Consider the following 16,935-nt stretch of genomic DNA (forward strand, 5'->3'; position numbering starts at 1 on the left):
CCGGCCGAGCGGATCGGCGCGCCACCCGCGGCCGCGCCGCCCGGCGGCGCCACGCGCAGCACCTGGCCGACCTCGATCGCATCGGGGTTCGTGATCGAGTTCCAGCGCACCAGGTTCGACATCGGCTGACGGTTCGCGCGCGCGATCTTCGACAGCGTGTCGCCACGCTCGACGCGATAGAAACCGGGGCCGACCGGCGCGGAGCCGCAGGCGGCCAGCACGGCGACGAGGGAAGCGACGACGAACCTTCGGGTGGTCTTGACCAGCATGAAACCTCACAGGACACCGTCGCGACCGGCACGACGGCGAAACACGAAAACCCCGGATTTTACCGGGTTCGCGGCGCGGGCCGCCGATTCGAGGTAGAGATTGCGCGGCCGGGCTTGCGTGGCATGGCGCCGCGTGGGGCTTGGCGGCGCTGGAAGCGGGCAGGTGAGTGACGGATTGGACGGCCGTAGTTCAGGCTGGAGCGCTGCCCGCCGGGCCGCGCTCCATGCCTTGCCGTGTCGATCGTCGCGGATCGCCTCAGCCGAGCGGCGAGACGCGAATGCGCAGCGCGGCCGTCTCGGTCGCGCCGGGCGCCAGCATGCGCAGCCCCAGGCCGTTGTGGATCGCGTCGGGCAGGCCGAGCCAGGGCTCGACGCAGTAGAAGTCCGACTCGGGCTTCTCGGTCCAGGTGGTCACGGCGTACCAGGGGATCGAACCGGGGCGGTTCAGGTCGATCTCGATGCGCCGGCGGCGGCCGGCCATGTCGATCTGCACCGGGCGCGAGGGCACGCCCTCGAGGCAATGGAAGCGATCGAGGATGCGCGCCTCGTCGAGCGTGTAGTGCGGCTCGCCCGCGATCGGCGCGCTGATCGAGCCATCGGGCTGCTGGTGGCATTGCCGCGTCGGCGGCAGTTCGATGCGGGTCCGAGCGCGTTCGTCGTGCGGCAGCGCGAAGTAGAAATGATGGCCCGCGTAATAGGGCAGCGAGGGCAGCGGCGCATCGCCGAGATTGCGCGTGGTCAGCTCGACGTCGAGCGTGTGCGCGTCGACGAACTGGTAGCGCGCGTCGAAGCGGAACGCGAACGGGTAGGCCTCGCGCGTGGCTTCGCTGCTCTCCAGCGTCATGTCCACGCCGCGGCCGTCGGCATCCACGTGCGCGGCGAACGGCAGGTCGCGTGCGAAACCGTGCATCGGCAGCTCGCGTACCACGCCGGCCGCGTCGCGCCAGCGGCCGATCGTGTCGCCCACGCGATGGCGGCCGAGGAACGGGAACAGCAACGGATTGCCGCCGCGCACCTTGGCCGGCGCGCTCCAGTCGGCCTGCTCGGGCCAGAAGATGATCGGCTCGTCGCCGATGTGCCAGGACAGCAGGCGCCCGCCTGCCTGGGGGGCGATGCGCAGGCGCGCCGCGCCGTCCACGAGTTCGATGATGTCCTGCTGCTGGAAGATGGGCATGGGGTTCCTTCGGTCGGCATCGACAAGGCAAATCGGGCGGACAGCATAACGGATCGATGCGCGCTTGTGCGCTGCGGGGCGCGCCGATCGGCAGGCTTCGGTACCAGGCGGCCGAGGCGATCGGCAAAACTTGCTCGGGGGAAACCCGTGTCGGGAAATTGCGGGTAGCAATCTGACGGACCGTCAGGATAATGACGTCAACCGGTTACGTTTCGTTACACCGGACTTGGCTATCGGGAGTCGGCAGCATGGATCTGGCAATGGCAATGGGCATCGCATTGTTCGGCATGTTCACGGGCAGCACGGTGCTGTTCTTCTACCAGCTCGGTCGCTGATTTCGTCGCGCGACGGAGCCTGTTCCGTCGCTGTCTGCCGGCTCGCCGTCCTCGGACCGCGGGCCGTTTGTTTTTCATGATCATTTCAATTTACTGACAACGCGGTTCCAGTGTCGATGATCGCGGCATCGAGGCGCCATTCGGCTTGGCGCTCCTTATGCTGCTGTGCATAATCGGGGCGCTGCCGGCGATCCTGCCGGCTTTTCCCCTCCATCCATCGACAAAAGGACTGACGCGTGAGCCTCTGGTTTCTGGTATTTCTGAGCGTCCTGCAGGGCGTGACCGAACTCTTCCCCGTCAGCAGCCTGGGCCACACGCTGCTCGTGCCGGCCCTGATCGGCATGCATATCGACAAGCACGCGCCGCAGTTGCTGCCGTTCCTGGTCGCGCTGCACCTCGGTACCGCGCTCGCGCTGCTCTGGTATTTCCGCGCACGCTGGTGCGCGCTGGTGCGGGGCTTCTTCGCTTCCTTCGCGGGGCGCCCCAACGACGACGCGCACATGATGTGGGCGCTGATCATCGGCACCATTCCGGCCGGGCTGGTCGGGTTGCTGCTCGAGAAGAAGATCGAGCATGTGTTCCATGACCTGCGGATCGTGGCCGGCGCGCTGATCGTCAACGGCATCCTGCTGTGGTGGGGCGATCGCCTGCAGCGCTCGCGCGTGCATCGCGCGCCCGAGAAGCTCGGTTTCGGCCGGGCCTTCCTGGTCGGTCTCGCGCAAGTGGGCGCGCTGATCCCGGGTTTCTCGCGCAGCGGGCTGACCATGATCGCCGGCAATGCGGCGGGGCTCACCACCGAGAAGGCGGCGGAGTTTTCGTTCCTGCTCGGCACGCCGATCATCCTGGCCGCGGGCGTACTCGAGCTGCCGAAGCTGTTCCATGCGCCGGACCAACTGGCCGATGCCGCGCTGGGTGGCGTGTTGACGGCGATCGCCGCGTACCTGAGCGTGCGTTTCCTGATGCGTTATTTCGAGGGGCGCGGGCGGCTGGCCGCGTTCGGCGTGTATTGCGTGCTGGCAGGACTGTTCTGCATCGGCTGGTTCGCGTTTCATCCGCAGCCGGTTTGAGTTGAGGTGCCGCGGGGCGGCAGTGGCGCGGCCGATTTCGACGGCCGCCCCTGCCGCCCCGTTTTACGCTGGCTGCCCGGGAGCGATCGGGTATAATTGCCGGCTCGGGTTTTTCTCGCGGAGCGGGTTTCGTGCTTCGGTGGGAACGGCCCGATCGGATGGTTCGCCTCGGATCGTCCGCATGTCTCTTCGGGCAGTGCATCGGCGCTGCCTGTCTCACGACCGCCCTTAGCTCAGACGGATAGAGCAACGGCCTTCTAAGCCGTAGGTCACACGTTCGAATCGTGTAGGGCGGGCCAGACAAATCAATGGGTTAGCCCGATCCTCGATACTCTGTTCACAACATTTGGACTCCATATAGGCACTGTGTAGGTGTTGGCGACCAACATGGATCTGGAACGATTCAGGCCTGCAGCAACGTCGCCGATGTGCGAACTATGTTGATCGGACGTCCGTTCATAGAGATTGCCCGCGAACTACTTTTTCCGGCACGCGCCAAGATCCAACTTTCGACACTGAAGCGAGCAGGATTGACTGCCGCCAGTTGAGCGAGGGTGTGGCGGCCGCGTGTCGGCTTGATAGCAGGGATGGGGCACGTCGTTTCACGCAGCGTCCAAGTTCGATTAGGCCACCTCGGTCGGAATCTCACGAGTTGATTTTCGTAATTGAATCGCTCGGGTTGGGAATGGTGTTTTTCTTTTGTTTCGATTTCGCGGTCAATTGATTCGCTTCTTTGCATTCCCGGCCGAATTTTTATTGAAAATAAGAAATCGTTCCTTGAATTTCGGGTGTGACGAAATACTGTCGATGATGAGCGCGGATCATCGGGCAGCGCGATGGATGATCCAGTGAAACACATTGCGGAAGCCAGTCATGCGTATTGCCTACACGCGAACCACCGGTGTTGGAAATGTTCGACCATACTTGCAATGTCTGGGCGATCTGTTCGAACGTCACGGTGTTACGGCAAAGCTGTTTTTTATATCCAGCGAACGTTCTTCCCAGGATTTTCCAGGAGAGGTGCAACGGCTCGATCCAGGAATCCGTGCGGCAGAGCTTGCGGAATACCTTAGAGCGTGGCGAGCGGATGGCTTGGTTTCATTGTCGGTTCCGGATGACGGTGCGCTACGAGATGCCCTGGTTGGAGACATTCTCGATACTCACGAGGTGCCTTCGATCGTCCACTCCGCGCATGCGACAAAGGTGCTGGCGAATAAATGGGAAACCAGACTGCTTCTCGAGAGTTTCGGCTTGCCGGTCGCGCCGGGCATCCTGGTGGATGGACAGGCCATCAGCGAAGAAAATCTGCTGTCCACGGTGTATGCGGATTTCATCGTGTTGAGCGGGGCAGGCCTCGGATACCCGCTCCTGACCAAACCCCTGTGGGACAGCCTGGGGTATGGCATAGCGTTTCATCACGACGAAAGCTCCCTGAGCGAATATTTCGCATCTCGTCGTGGCGGCAATGTCGTGCTCGAAAAGTTCATCCGCGGCGACTTGTATTCGATCGAGATCGTCGGCAAGGATGGCCGGTATGTGTTTCAGCCGCTGCTGTGGAAAGGCCTGACCGAGGCCGTGAGATCACTCTATTACACCGAAGTTCGTCATTCCCTCGCGGATCATCGTGCCATTGCGGCCCTCGATCCCATGAAGGAGCGCTTGATCGATTTGTGTAGGCACCTCGGCATCAATGGGGTCGTCGAGGTAGAGATGATTTTCGATGGCCGGGATTTTCATGTCATCGAGATCAACCCCAGAGTCTCTGGAACGACGGTGTTGTCGATCGCGGCATCAGGCATCAATACCTTCGAGGCCTTGACGAAGATGTTGCTGGGAATCTGGCCGGAGTATGCGTCATCCGTGGATCGGGATCGACGCACGGACCGATTTTCCGTCCAGTTTCCCCATCAGGGCATCAAGCCAGGGTTGGACGGCTTCGAGTTCGAACTGGTGCAGTCGACGAGTTTTCAGAACGCCGGCTCGACGTATCACAGTGCCACGGTCTCCGGCCCGAAGCAGGCGCTGACGCGGCTCGGCGATGGAATACGAAATCACTTTCATATCACCGCGGAAACCGAATGCCGAATCCGGAGAATTGAATCCTCGAGTCGATGATCGATATCGAACGCCTGAAAATCGTCCTTGGAGGTCGGGAATCATGCAATTGGAAAATATCATCTACCAATACGATATCAATGGCTACGCGATCATTGATGGGGCACTGTCGAGCGAAGTCAGTGACGACATTCTTGCCTTCTGGAATGAAAATCTGACGGATCATTATCTCCACGATGTCGATTTGAACTGGTCAGGCGGGTGGCGGGCCTTGATCGACGTCAGTCCGGTCTTCCTGGTCCTCGACAGGATTTTTGCATCCCGATTTCGCCTGGATCATATTTTTTGTGCTGACGAAAATTTTGTCAGCAGCGGTGGGAGGATGCATCATCAGGCCGACATGTTCGAAGACGGGGTGTTCTACTTCGTCAAGGGAGGGAAGATATTCAACGGGTTGACCGGGGTGTTGTATGCGTTGTCGGAGATGGGGCCGGACGTGAGCCATTTTTGCTGCATCCCAGGATCGCATCGTGCGAATTTCGAGGTGCCGAGCGAGTATCGGAATCCGGTCGACAATCCATTGGTCAAGCATTTGCATCTGCGGCGCGGTGATGCCTTGATATTCTCGGAGGCTCTGGTTCACGGCACCTATCACGTGGAGAACAGTGAGCAGCGAAGAGCCATTTTCGCGAGGTATACGAATTCATACTCGTATTATCGAAAGCCAGCCGAACATGGGGACTTGAGGGCACTCCCGTCGACTCCGAACCATGCGCGACTGCAATTGCCATACATCGATCCGGAAAAATTGACGGAACGACAGCGGCGGCTAGTGATCGAACCGGCCTACGCACGTGGCAAGGCACCACTTTGATCGGTGAGATGATTCGTACCGGTGCCAATGATCGGAGATGTTTGAAATGATTCCCGTCAGCGTGAAAGCCATCCTAAAGGTGCAAGGCCGGGTGTTGTTCCTGAGGAATCCTCGCGAGGAGTGGGAATTGCCCGGGGGCAGGCCCGAACAGGGTGAATCGCTCGAGGAGGCGCTGGTTCGAGAGGTGCAGGAGGAATGCGGGCTTACCGTATTGCACACGCGCTACGTCGGTAGTCGATCGTGTGAGGTGATCGCTGGAAAACACGTGCTGATCGTGTGTTTTTGGTGCGAATTGGGGGCGGGCGATATCGTGCTGAGCGATGAGCATGATCGATTTTCATGGATCGACCTGCGTCTGGCGCGGCCGTCGAATCTTCCTCCGTACTACTGGGATTTCTGCTCTGCGGCCGACTCTGCCGAGACGGGGACCCGCCATGCCTGAACCTCGCGGCGATCTCTCCCTTCACGAGAAGGGCCTTCCGACATATCGCATCCTGTCCATGCTGTCGGACCCGGGCGCCGATCTGCCCTCCGAAGACGTGATCGATTACCTTCAAGACGACGGCAAATTCAAGGCGTGGGCGATAGATGGCGCCTCGTTCCTGACCGAGCAGCCGTTCACGACGTTTCCCGATAGATCGGATGCCCATTGGTTCGCTACCGAGTTGTCGGCGTTCCTGGGGCGCGATTTGCGCCACGGCGACTTCGATATCGAGCGGCTTGGCACGCATTTGATGGCGCTGCGTCGGGATTATCTCGACCGGGCTCCCGGGACACCTGTCTGGGCCCATCCTGTGGCGGCCTGCACCATCATCGAGATGCAGCGGCAGGGGCAGCGAGTGATGGTCGATATCCACCAGTATGCCGACGCCTTCGTGCTGTTCGGTTCAGGAGTCGCGGTCCAGCCGGCGAGTGCATCGGCGGGATTCGTGTCGGCTGCGGGCGATTTCCCCTGGAAGCCGTTTTCCGGATTTTCGGGCGAACGCCTGGCCGAACTCAGGGAACGACGCATCGTGCAGCAGCGGAATCAAGACACGACGGCGCTGACGCTCAATGCCGCCAGCGTGAATAACGTCGTGCATGTGCGCAAGATGCTCGACGTGCCGTGCCAAGTTCTGCTCGGCACCGATGGCGTCTCCCGTGCTTGGGAGAAATACCGGCTGCTCGAGCGCGAGGAAGTCATCGAATTGGTTGCGACAGCGGGCCTTCAGGCATTGTTCAGGCGTCTCAGGCATCACGAAGGAGGCCTGGACCGCGCCGGCCCGAAAGCGAGGGACGATGCCGCGGCGTTGCACGTCCAATGTCTGTAGGCGCGATGACGGATCGCTTCTCGCGAGACAGCGACTTCATCTGATATCGAGGTGCCAGCATGTCTGATCTGCTCGTCCGCGGCGGTTTTCCGCTCGAAGGCGTGGTTCGCCCTTCCGCAAACAAAAATGCCGTGCTGCCGATTCTTTGCGCGACGCTGCTGAGCGAGGCGCCGATTTCATTGCGGCATGTGCCCGATATCACCGATGTCGGGCGGATTCTGGACATCTTCAGGAGCCTCGGCAGCCAGGTCGAATTCGATTCGATATCGCATACCTTGATGCTGCATCACAAGAACCTCCGGTTCGATCCGGTGCGCCAGTCGCTCCCCGAGGAGATGCGTTCCTCGGTGATGCTGATTCCGCCGCTGCTCGCGCGCTTTGGGCGCGTTCGAATTCGAGCCGATACGAAGGGCTGCACGCTGGGGGCTCGGGAAATCGATCCGCATATCGATGTACTCCGGCTGTTTGGTTTCGGCGTGACCCAGGATGAGGATTTTATCGAGGTGAAGGCCGACGCGAGGCCGACGGCCGTCGTGCATTGGCTCGACTACGCATCGGTAACCACGACGGAGAATTTCGTGCTGTGTGCCGCGTCGGTATCGGGCGAGTCGCGCTTGACCAATGCGGCTACCGAACCGCATGTGCAGGAATTTTGTCAGTTCATGGCCTTGCTGGGGATCCAGGTCGAGGGAATCGGGACCTCGCGTTTGAGTGTCGCGGGTTCGATTTTCGGGGGGCCTGTCGAGTACGAGTTTGCGGAGGATCACCATGAGGTCGCGACTTTTCTTGCGATTGGTGCCATCACCGACGGTCATGTCCGGATCAGGAACTCGACGCCCCAGCATTTCCCCTTGATCGACCGTACCTTTGATCGATTGGGCGTGAGGATCGTCCACGAAGGCGGTTGGAGCGTCGCAAAGCGGGAAGGGCCATTGACGATCGCCCAGCCGTTCACACGCAATATCCTGCCCAAGATCGAAGCGGCTCCCTGGCCGTATTTCCCGGTGGATCTCCTGCCGATTTTCGCGGCCTTGTGCGTCAAGGCCGACGGGAAGATCCTGCTTTGGAACAAGGTATATGAAGGGGCATTGAATTGGGTGACGGAATTGACCAAATTCGGCGCGCACACGTTTCAGGCGGACCCGCATCGCGTGGTGATATTCGGCGGCCAGGGCCTGCGTCCCGCGACTGTCGAGAGCCCTTACATCATCCGCGTTGCGATTGCCTTGCTGATGCTTGCCGCCAGCATCCGCGGAGAATCCCGGATCCGTAACGCGCAGCCGATCAGGCGCGCGCATCCCGACTTCATCGGCAATCTCCGCGCGCTGGGCGCGGAGATCGAGTGGCAAGAAGAGAACATCTGATCGCTGGCACGGGTGCATCCTCGATGCGCGAACGCTGGCCAGCCCGGATGTTCCATCCCGCCTTGCTATCCACATCGACCATCGACGAGTGTTTGAATGGACAGCAGCCGGCAGCGCATGATTCTGATTTCGACCAGCATCAGCGCTGTTCTGGTCATGCTCGATACGTCGATCGTCAATGTCGCCCTCGCCGATATGGCTCGCGATCTCGGCCTGGCTGCCGTGGCCATGCAGTGGACCGTGAATGCCTATGTCGTGGTTTTTGCCAGCTTGCCGCTAACGGGCGGCGCGCTAGGCGACAAGCTCGGTGCGCGGCGCATGTACATCTTCGGGCTGATGGTCTTTGCGATTGGCTCGCTGGCATGCGGATGTGCCTCGACCATGCCGATGCTCATCTTCGGGCGAATCGTGCAGGCCGTGGGCGGGTCCTTGTTGCTTCCATGTTCGCTGTCCTTGCTGACGCATGCCTATTCGGATGGCAGCGCTCGCGCTCGTGCAATCGCGTCCTGGTCGAGCTGGGGCAGCATGGCGCTGGTGGTCGGGCCGCTCATCGGTGGCGTGCTGCTGACGCTATTCAGCTGGCGCGGCATCTTTCTCGTGAATTTACCGTTCTGTGTTGCCGGCATCCTGTTTTCCCTGAAGGTCGATGACGACCGTGTCGTGCGAGTCGATCGCCGACTGGATTTGCCGGGGCAGATCACCATGGCCATCGCGATGGTGCTTCTCACGGCTGCCCTGGTGGAGGTCAGCGAGTTGGGGTGGCGTGATATCCGGATCTGGATCGCGCTTGTCTTGTCGGGGTTGTTTGCGCTTTGTTTCATCGCGATCGAGCGCCGGTCAGCTTCTCCCATGCTGCCGCTCACGCTTTTTTCGAATCCCACCTTCTCCCTGGTCTGCTATGTGTTCCTGGCGGGAGCGGTCGCGTTTTTCGGCATGTTGTTCGTGCTCAGCCTGTATTTTCAAATGGCCCGGTCGTTTTCGCCGCTGCAAACGGGGCTGGCGCTGCTGCCGCTGACGATTTCCATCATGGCCGGAAATCTTCTGTCGAGACGCCTGGTAAGTCGAGCTGGCCCCTTGGTCTTGATGCTGCTCGGGACGGGAATCCGGTTGATCGGCTTCGTCGTGATGACGCTGACTGTCACGGGAGCGTCCTATGTGCCTGTCGCCTCGAGTTTGGTCCTGGTTGGGTTGGGCGCGGGCCTCGGGTCACCCATGTCGACCTCGGTGTTCATGTCGGCGGTGCCGGGGCAATACAGCGGCATCGCGTCGGGCATCCTGCGAAGCACGGGGCAGCTCGGAGCGGCTATCGGCGTGGCCGTGTTCGGTGCGCTGCTGGTAGGTCCGCGCGCACTGCCGATCGGCATGAGCATGGCGGCACTGTGGTCCGCCGTGTTGACCGTAACCATCGTTCTCGTCAACTGGCATTTGTTGAGGCGATCGCGGTTCGCGCATGCGCCGCCTGCGGCGGCGGCGGAACGGTGAATCGACCTGGTCGTTCCAAACGCTTGCGTCGGCCTGTTTCCTTCCGGGAAGTCGACTGCCATTTGCACGCGATATGACGGTTCCAGGTGCGCGCGTGATGAGTGGTCCGGATACTCGAAGCGTCGCACGTGGCGCAAGGTCCAGCGCCTCAGGCATCCCTGTCAGTCCATCGGTGACGGCGATCAGGATGTCGTTCACACCACGCGTTTTCAGATCATTGAAGACCTTCATCCAGAACTTCGCGCCTTCGGTACCTTCGATCCAGAGCCCTAGAATGTCACGCGTTCCATCAGGCAAAACGCCCAGCGCCAGATAGATGGCCTTGTTCCTCACGACGGCGTTTTCCCGGATCTTGACTCGCAAGGCATCGAAGAAGACGACCGGATACATCAGTTCGAGCGGCCGGGCTTGCCAGGCCGTGACCTCGGCCATGACTTCATCGGTGACGGAGCTGATGAAATCCGGCGACACCTCGGTGCCGTACTGTTCGAGCAGAAAAGCCTGGATTTCTCGCACGGTCATGCCGCGACAACCCGGCCTACTTCGAGGAGTTCTTCGGCCCCGTCGCACAGGTCCATGTCGTGAAGAGCGACGACGAGGCAGTCGAGCTTGCCAACGACTCGCGCTACGGGCTGGCCGGCGTGGTGTTCTCACGGAACATCGAACGCGCCAAGTCGCTGGCCTCGCGCATCGAGACCGGCGCGATCTGGATCAATACCTTCGCCAGCACCGCTCCCGAATTGCCGTTCGGCGGCGTCAAGCGTTCGGGCTACGGCCGGGAGCTGTCCGAGCTTGGTATCAAGGAATTCGTCAACCAGAAGCTGGTGCTCGTCGCGAACGCCGGGTCTTGAGGGAAGTGCCAGGCCTCCCGGGCGATGTCTCCATCGTTACCCTCAGAGCGTCACATCAGGCGTGATGTAGTCCGATGCATCGACTTCATTGATGGGCTGGTCCTTGGCATCGACCGATTCATGGTCGAAGGTCGCTCGCCGGCGAACAGGAGCGGTCGGGCCGTCGCGGTGGTGATTTGACCGCGAGAGCATGACCGCTCGACTCGGCCGTGACGATCTCCGACAATGAGGATCCATCCGGTGCATCAACCACCAGCCATGTCGAGAATCCGAGAATTCGCCGTCTTCCTGAGTATCGCGCTGCTTGCCTCTCGCGCGGCGGCGGCGCCACCCGCGCCGCCCGCTTCACCCGTTTCCACCGCATCGGCCACCTCGTCCGCCAAGCCGTCCGCTCCCGTCATGATGGTGCATTTCACCTTCTACGAGCGTGACCTGCCACGGCTGCGCCAACTCGAGCAACGCTTGCGCGTGCAAATCGAGCGCGCGCATGCGGGCGAACTTGGCGAGACCGAATTGCATCTGGACGGCAACGACGGCTACCTGTACATGTACGGCCCCGACGCCGACCGGCTGTATGCGCTCGTCGGCGCCACGTTGAGGGCTTCGCGGCTGATGCAGGGCGCCGAGATCACGCAGTGGCACGGCACCGGCGACAAAACCTTCCTGCTCCATCCTGCTCCTGGCGGTTGAACCGGTTCGCGATACGAGCGCACGGCGGCGCGCCCGATGTCGCCGCCTGCATGCCCGCGCGCAGGCGAGCGCGAGCATCGCCGCATCGCATGCCCCGCCGATCGCATTGACCTCGCGGCACCACTCGCGGTACAACGATGCAGCGCCGCGATCACGACGGTGCGATCGACCGGCGAGCGCATCGGTTTCCCCGTGCCGGTCCCATGTCAATAACGAAAAGAGAGGGCCGTGTGGTGACGAACGACTACACACTGGCACCGCACGATGCGGCCGACACGCATCGCGGTACCGACGCGACGATTCCATGGTGCGAACGCGCGACGCATATCCACGTATTCAACGGCGACGCGGACGGCCTTTGCGCCCTGCAGCAGCTTCGGCTCGTCGAAGGCGAGGGCAGTGCGCTCGTGACGGGCGTCAAGCGCGACATTCGCCTGCTCGCGCGCGTGAATGCCGGCGCGGATTGTTGCGTGACGGTGCTCGACCTGTCGCACGACAGCAATCGCGACGACGTCGCCCGGCTGCTCGACAGCGGCGCCGCGATTCGCTACTTCGACCACCACTTCGCGGGCAGCGTGCCGTCTCATCCCGCGCTGCAGGCGCATATCGACACGAGCACCGATGTTTGCACCAGCACGCTGGTCGACCGTTATCTCGGCGGGCGTCATGCGCAATGGGCGGTGGCCGCGGCCTTCGGCGATTCGCTGCCGCGGCTCGGCACGGCGCTCGCGCATCGCCATGCACTCGCCGCCGACACCGTGGAGGCGCTCGCGCTGCTGGGACGCTGCCTCAACTACAACGCCTACGGCGACGATCCGGCCGATCTGTTCTATGCGCCCGAGGTGCTGGCCGAGGCGATGCTGCCGTATGCCGATCCGCTTGCCTTCGTGGCCGGCACCGGCATCCTGGCGGTGCTGGCCGAGGGTTACCGCAGCGACCTGCACGAGGCCTGCGCGGTGCCGCCCGAATACGATCTGCCGGGTGTCGCGATGCTGGTGCTGCCTTCGCAGCGCTGGGCGCGCCGTGTGAGCGGCGTGCTGGCCAACGAGCTGATGCAGCAGCGGCCCGGGCGCGCGCTCGCCGTGCTGAGCCCGCGGCGCGGCGGCGGTTACGTGGTGAGCGTGCGCGTGCCGGCCGGCAGGCAGCACGGGGCGGACGATTTCTGTCGCGGTTTCGCGACCGGTGGAGGGCGCAAGCTCGCCGCCGGCATCAATCACCTGGCCGAATGCGACGTCGATCGCTTCGCCAGCGAGTTCCGCGGCACCTACGCCGACTGAGCGATCCTCCCTCCGCGCGATCGGGTCGCCCGGCGCCGGCTGGCCGGTGCTGGCCCCGCGCGTTCGTCACCCCGAGCGACGGCACTGCACCCTATGAACCTGTCCAATCCGATTTCACGATCGCTGCGCGCGATCGCCTTCAGCCTGGCTTGCGCCGCGTGCGTGCCGGCCCATGGCTACGAATTCTATGCACTCGGCGACAGCCTGACCGACAACGGCCGGGTGGTCAGGCTGACCGGAATCCTGCCCAACGCCACTTCCACCATCTTCCGCGACGGCCGCTCGTCCGACGGGCCGGTCTGGGCGGAATACCTGCCGGGCCTGATCGGCGCGAACTTCAGGGCGGACGACGACTATGCGATCAACGGCGCGCTGAGCGGCCACGGCGGCTACCTGAACATCGTGGCGAACCAGCCGGCCTGGCGCAACATGCCGGGCTTCATCGACCAGGTGGACGAGTTGCTGGCGGCGCATCCGCGGCTCGGCGCCAACGATCTGGTCGGCATCTGGATCGGTACCAACGACCAGGACCTGACCAAGGCCGCGCTCAACGGCATCGAGCCGTTCCTTGGCGTGCCGCGGCCGACCGACATTGCGCAGATGAGCGCCTATACCCTGTCGAACCTGAACGCGCAGTTGCAGCGGCTGGTCGATGCGGGCGCCCGGCAGTTCGTGGTCCTGAACCTCAACGACGACGCGGGAAGCCGGCCCGGCTACGTCGACTACAACGGCAAGCTGCCCGGCGAGCTCGCGCAGTTCTCGCGGCGCGGCGTGAATGTGCATCTGTTCGACGTCGCCGGGCTGCTCAACCAGATGCGCGCGAACCCGTCGGCCTACGGGCTCAACGACACGCCGGAGGTGCAATGCCGCGCCGTGCCGGCCTGCAATACCGGCTCGGTGGCGGTGCAGAACACCTATCTGACCGCCGACGGCACCCATGTCATGACCAGCGTCCACCAATACATCGCGCGTTACATCGCCAACCAGCTCGATGCGCCGGCCGCGCTCGCCACCGCGCCCGAGATGGGGCTCGACGCGGTGCGCGCCAGCACGCAGCAGGCGCTCGCGATGGCCGAAGGCGGCGCCGGCGGCCCGGCGCGCGCGATGCTGTCCGAGCGCGTGTCGATCGCGGTCGCGGGCGGCTACACGCGCGACTTCCATGGCGCGGCGACGGGCATCGAGGCATTCGACAGCAACGTCGAGAATTTCTCGGTCGGCGCCGAGTATCGCCTGTCGGGCGTCTCGCGGATCGGCGCGGTGTTGTCGAGCGGCAATGCCGGCGCCTCGCTCGACAACGGGCAGGGCGAACTCGGCCTGCATGCCTATCGCCTCGGCGTCTATCATGCGTTCGATCGCGCCGGGCTGTTCACCCGCGTGTACGTGGGCGCCGGCTGGGAGCGCTACCGGCTCGAGCGGACCGCGGTGCTCGCGCCGTCGCTCGACGGCGGCACCAGCGGCTTCGATTTCGGCGCCGTGTTCAAGCTCGGTTATCTGTACCCGCTCGGTGTCGCGAGGCTCGGGCCGGTGGCCGACATCGGCTACCAGCAGCTCGTCATGCGCGGCTACACCGAAACCGGCGATCCGATCCTGGTGCAGAACGTCGGCGTGCAGCGCCTCAAAGGCGCGAGCGGCGGGGCCGGACTGCGCATGACGCTGCCGCTCGCCGCGGCCGGGCTGCGCGGCGGCGAGTTCGAGGTCGAGGCCGCCCTGCGCCACGACGCCTTCGACAGCCGCGTGCTCGAAACCTCGCAGCGCTATGCGCCGGCCTTGCCGATCGAGACGGCGGTGGATGGCGCCAGCGCGACCTACGGCCGGCTGTCGATGGCGGCGAGCTTCCAGGCGAACCGCTACTGGCGCGGCAAGCTCGGCCTGCTGACCGATTTCGGCAACGCCCGGCGCCGCAGCTACGACCTGTTCGCCACGCTCGGCGCATCGTTCTAGGCGCCGCGCTAGGAATCGGAGGGCGTGAGCGGCGTGGTGCGCGGCGGGTTCGCGCGGCAGACATGGCGGATCGACAGGAACAGCGCGGCCGCGACCGCCAGCCCGAGCGCGCCGATCACGAGCACCGGCGAGAACGCGACGGTGGAGGCGGTGACCAGGCCGGCCACCGGCAGGAAGGCGGTGGTGACCGAGGTCGTGGCGCCGATACCCTGGGCGATCTGGCTGGCCGGGATCAGTTCGTAGCGCATGTGGCGAAAGAAGATGCCATACAGGGCGCTGCCGACGATCAGCAAGCCGAACGCCACGCAGAACGCCCAGGGTCCGACGTCGAGTGCGCACAGCGCGGCGGCCGCCGCGAGGCTGGCGGTGCCGAGCGTGCCGAAATCGGCGGGCGGCCGGCGTCCGGCGAGGCGCGGCACGAGGATGCACAGCGCGAACGAAATCGTGCCGCCGACGAAGCTCGGCAAGGCGCTGTAGGCGAGCGGCATGCGGTAGTGGCCGATCATGACCGGCGCGATCAGCGATTGGAACACCCCGAACAGCACGTTCAGCAAGCCGGCGGCGAGAGTGAGCGTGAGCAGGCGCGCGTTCGCGGCGAGCGTCGCGAAGCGCCGCCATTCCTCGGCCGGCGTCCATCTGTCGAGGATGGCGGCGGCCAGGATCGAGGTGGCGCCGCGCCACGCGAACGATGCGGCCAGCACGAGCGCGTAGCCGAGCGCGAGGCCGTCGATCGCCGCGAGCGGCGAGAGATGCGCGACGGCCAGCGCCGCCGCGCCCGGCCCTACCAGCCGCGCCAGCGGCTCCAGCAACTGCGAGCGGATCTGGAAGCCTTGCAGCGCCTCGGGGCCGAGCCGTCGAGCCGCGCTCGCCTCGTAGTACACCAGCGTCATCCCCGAACACAGCGACACCGCGCTCGAGAGGGTCCAGCCGTATTGCGTGCGGCCCAGCACCGCCCAGGCGAGCATCAGCACGACGCGCAATATCTCGACGAGGTAGACCAGCCACTTGCCCTTGCTGCGATCGACGATCGAGCCGAAGATCGGCGAGAGCAGCGCGCGCGGCAGGAATTCCACGAAGTAGGCGATACCGACGGCGAGGGTGCTGCCGCTGCTCTGCTCGTATACCAGCAGCGGCAGGGTGAAGGCCTTCGCGTAGTCGAGCGCGAGCGTGGCCACGCGCAGCAGCGTGAAAGGCAGGTCGCGCTCGCCATCAGGCTGCGCGCTGCACGGGGGCGGCATAGCGGAGCGGGGCACGCCGGCCTAGCGTCCCTGAAGGCCGGCCGCGTCCCCCGCCCGTCGCGCCGCTCGAATCGTCAGCGGGCCGCGGCGCTCGCCACCGCGCGCGCCAGGTCGGCGAACAGGCGCTCGCGCTCGGCGCGCGAGGCACGCGAGGCGCTCAGGAAGGCGGCAATCACGAGCCGGTGCCCGTCGGGCCAGGTGAGGATGCCGATATCGTTGAACGCGGCGGTGGTGCCGTTGACCGTCAGCGAGGTGCCGCACTTGTCGGCGAACGTGACGCCGGGCGGCAAGCCGGCGCGCAGCCGGCGCGGCTGCGTCTGGTCCCGCAGCAGCCCGAGCAGGCGCCGCGTGGCGGTGGGTGGGAGCAGTTCGCCGCCGGCCAGCTTGCGCAGGAATTCGGCCGCGGCCAGTGGCGTGGTGCGGTTGCGCGGGTCGGCCAGGTAGGCATCGAGGCCGCCCTGCAGGCGCCGGCTGCGTTGCTGCGCGCTTTCCGCGGGCGGCGGGGCTGGAGATGCGCCGAGATTGCCGAAGATCCGCGAGACCTCGCCCTCGTCCATGTCGACACGCATGCCCTCGATGCCATGCGCGCGCAGCCAGCCGGTGACGACGGCCGGGCCGCCCACGGCTCGCAGCAGCGCATCCGCGGCGGTGTTGTCGCTGTCGCTGACGGCCGCGCGCAGCAGCGTGTCGACCGTGAAGCTCATCTGCTGGCCCTGGAAGGTTTCGCGAATCGGGCTGTGGCCGCCGCGCAGCTGGTCGCGCGTGATCGTGATGCGCTGCCCGAGCGGCAACCTGCCCTGTTCCGCGAGGTCCAGCACGGTGGCGCCGAGCGGCGCCTTGAAGACGCTCATCATGGGAAACGGCAGCGTGCCGTTGACCTGCCAGCGGGCGGGCCGCTCCAGGTCCAGCACGACCACGCCCAGCGTGCCGGGGCGCGCGGCCTGCGCGAAGCGCTCGAGGGTGGCCTGCAGCGCGTCGTGGCGCGCATCGCCGGCTTGTGCGGCGCCC

15 protein-coding genes, 1 tRNA gene and 2 pseudogenes are annotated in these 16,935 nt (G+C 64.3%); 12 read left to right on the forward strand and 6 right to left on the reverse strand.

Going from position 1 to position 16,935, the window contains the following annotated elements; translation table 11 throughout:
• Together F3J10_RS28105 and F3J10_RS28110 are read right to left on the reverse strand one after the other, a co-directional pair.
• Window positions 1–269: LysM domain-containing protein (locus F3J10_RS28105; protein WP_167243478.1), on the reverse strand; the 269-nt coding region annotated here is incomplete at its 3' end.
• Between the two features lie 256 nt (window positions 270–525).
• Window positions 526–1,443, reverse strand: coding sequence for an aldose epimerase (locus tag F3J10_RS28110; RefSeq protein WP_025101001.1), 918 nt, complete (start codon window positions 1,441–1,443; stop codon window positions 526–528).
• Window positions 1,444–2,014: 571 nt separating this feature from the next.
• Here F3J10_RS28110 and F3J10_RS28115 point away from each other — a divergent pair.
• The 8 genes from F3J10_RS28115 (at window position 2,015) to F3J10_RS28150 (ending at window position 9,930) form a co-directional block, all read left to right on the forward strand.
• A complete protein-coding gene (locus F3J10_RS28115) occupies window positions 2,015–2,845 on the forward strand; it encodes an undecaprenyl-diphosphate phosphatase (RefSeq protein WP_013697431.1) in 831 nt (276 codons plus the stop codon).
• 222 nt (window positions 2,846–3,067) lie between these two features.
• Window positions 3,068–3,144: transfer RNA gene (locus tag F3J10_RS28120), tRNA-Arg, on the forward strand.
• Between the two features lie 574 nt (window positions 3,145–3,718).
• The gene (locus F3J10_RS28125) at window positions 3,719–4,960 is read left to right on the forward strand and encodes an ATP-grasp domain-containing protein (RefSeq protein ID WP_167243479.1); all 1,242 of its coding nucleotides are present in this window, start codon (window positions 3,719–3,721) and stop codon (window positions 4,958–4,960) included.
• Between the two features lie 43 nt (window positions 4,961–5,003).
• Window positions 5,004–5,774, forward strand: a complete 771-nt coding sequence (locus F3J10_RS28130) for a phytanoyl-CoA dioxygenase family protein (protein ID WP_167243480.1) — start codon at window positions 5,004–5,006, stop codon at window positions 5,772–5,774.
• 46 nt (window positions 5,775–5,820) lie between these two features.
• Complete coding sequence (locus F3J10_RS28135) at window positions 5,821–6,216, forward strand: NUDIX domain-containing protein (RefSeq protein WP_167243481.1); 396 nt, start codon at window positions 5,821–5,823, stop codon at window positions 6,214–6,216.
• Window positions 6,209–7,084: a hypothetical protein gene (locus F3J10_RS28140; RefSeq protein WP_167243482.1), complete on the forward strand. Its 876-nt coding sequence runs from the start codon at window positions 6,209–6,211 to the stop codon at window positions 7,082–7,084. The genes F3J10_RS28135 and F3J10_RS28140 overlap by 8 nt, the downstream gene beginning before the upstream one ends.
• A 59-nt stretch (window positions 7,085–7,143) precedes the next feature.
• A complete protein-coding gene (locus F3J10_RS28145) occupies window positions 7,144–8,448 on the forward strand; it encodes a UDP-N-acetylglucosamine 1-carboxyvinyltransferase (protein ID WP_167243483.1) in 1,305 nt (434 codons plus the stop codon).
• 96 nt (window positions 8,449–8,544) lie between these two features.
• Window positions 8,545–9,930: an MFS transporter gene (locus F3J10_RS28150; RefSeq protein ID WP_167243484.1), complete on the forward strand. Its 1,386-nt coding sequence runs from the start codon at window positions 8,545–8,547 to the stop codon at window positions 9,928–9,930.
• 141 nt (window positions 9,931–10,071) lie between these two features.
• On the opposite strand, the pseudogene F3J10_RS28155 reads toward F3J10_RS28150, so the two are convergent.
• Window positions 10,072–10,458, reverse strand: a pseudogene (locus F3J10_RS28155) (transposase); the annotation flags it as partial.
• Window positions 10,459–10,490: 32 nt separating this feature from the next.
• Between F3J10_RS28155 and F3J10_RS28160 the strand changes: the two are divergent.
• Window positions 10,491–10,781 (forward strand): annotated as a pseudogene (locus F3J10_RS28160) (aldehyde dehydrogenase family protein); the annotation flags it as partial.
• A 42-nt stretch (window positions 10,782–10,823) separates the two neighbouring features.
• On the opposite strand, the gene F3J10_RS28165 reads toward F3J10_RS28160, so the two are convergent.
• Window positions 10,824–10,973, reverse strand: coding sequence for a hypothetical protein (locus F3J10_RS28165; protein ID WP_167243485.1), 150 nt, complete (start codon window positions 10,971–10,973; stop codon window positions 10,824–10,826).
• 33 nt (window positions 10,974–11,006) lie between these two features.
• Here F3J10_RS28165 and F3J10_RS36400 point away from each other — a divergent pair, with 33 nt between their 5' ends.
• From F3J10_RS36400 to F3J10_RS28180, 3 genes are all read left to right on the forward strand, one after another.
• Window positions 11,007–11,471: a hypothetical protein gene (locus F3J10_RS36400; RefSeq protein WP_240155727.1), complete on the forward strand. Its 465-nt coding sequence runs from the start codon at window positions 11,007–11,009 to the stop codon at window positions 11,469–11,471.
• Window positions 11,472–11,770: 299 nt separating this feature from the next.
• Window positions 11,771–12,748: an acetyltransferase gene (locus tag F3J10_RS28175; RefSeq protein ID WP_167243490.1), complete on the forward strand. Its 978-nt coding sequence runs from the start codon at window positions 11,771–11,773 to the stop codon at window positions 12,746–12,748.
• Window positions 12,749–12,841: 93 nt separating this feature from the next.
• The gene (locus F3J10_RS28180) at window positions 12,842–14,689 is read left to right on the forward strand and encodes an autotransporter domain-containing protein (RefSeq protein WP_167243486.1); all 1,848 of its coding nucleotides are present in this window, start codon (window positions 12,842–12,844) and stop codon (window positions 14,687–14,689) included.
• Window positions 14,690–14,697: 8 nt separating this feature from the next.
• Here F3J10_RS28180 and F3J10_RS28185 read toward each other — a convergent pair whose 3' ends face one another.
• Together F3J10_RS28185 and bla are read right to left on the reverse strand one after the other, a co-directional pair.
• Window positions 14,698–15,927: an MFS transporter gene (locus F3J10_RS28185; RefSeq protein WP_167243487.1), complete on the reverse strand. Its 1,230-nt coding sequence runs from the start codon at window positions 15,925–15,927 to the stop codon at window positions 14,698–14,700.
• A gap of 74 nt (window positions 15,928–16,001) precedes the next feature.
• The coding region (gene bla / locus F3J10_RS28190; protein ID WP_167243488.1) for a class A beta-lactamase at window positions 16,002–16,935 on the reverse strand (934 nt) is incomplete at its 5' end.

Origin of the sequence: Burkholderia sp. Cy-637 (assembly GCF_011753175.1) — a bacterium.
GTDB lineage: Bacteria > Pseudomonadota > Gammaproteobacteria > Burkholderiales > Burkholderiaceae > Burkholderia > Burkholderia gladioli.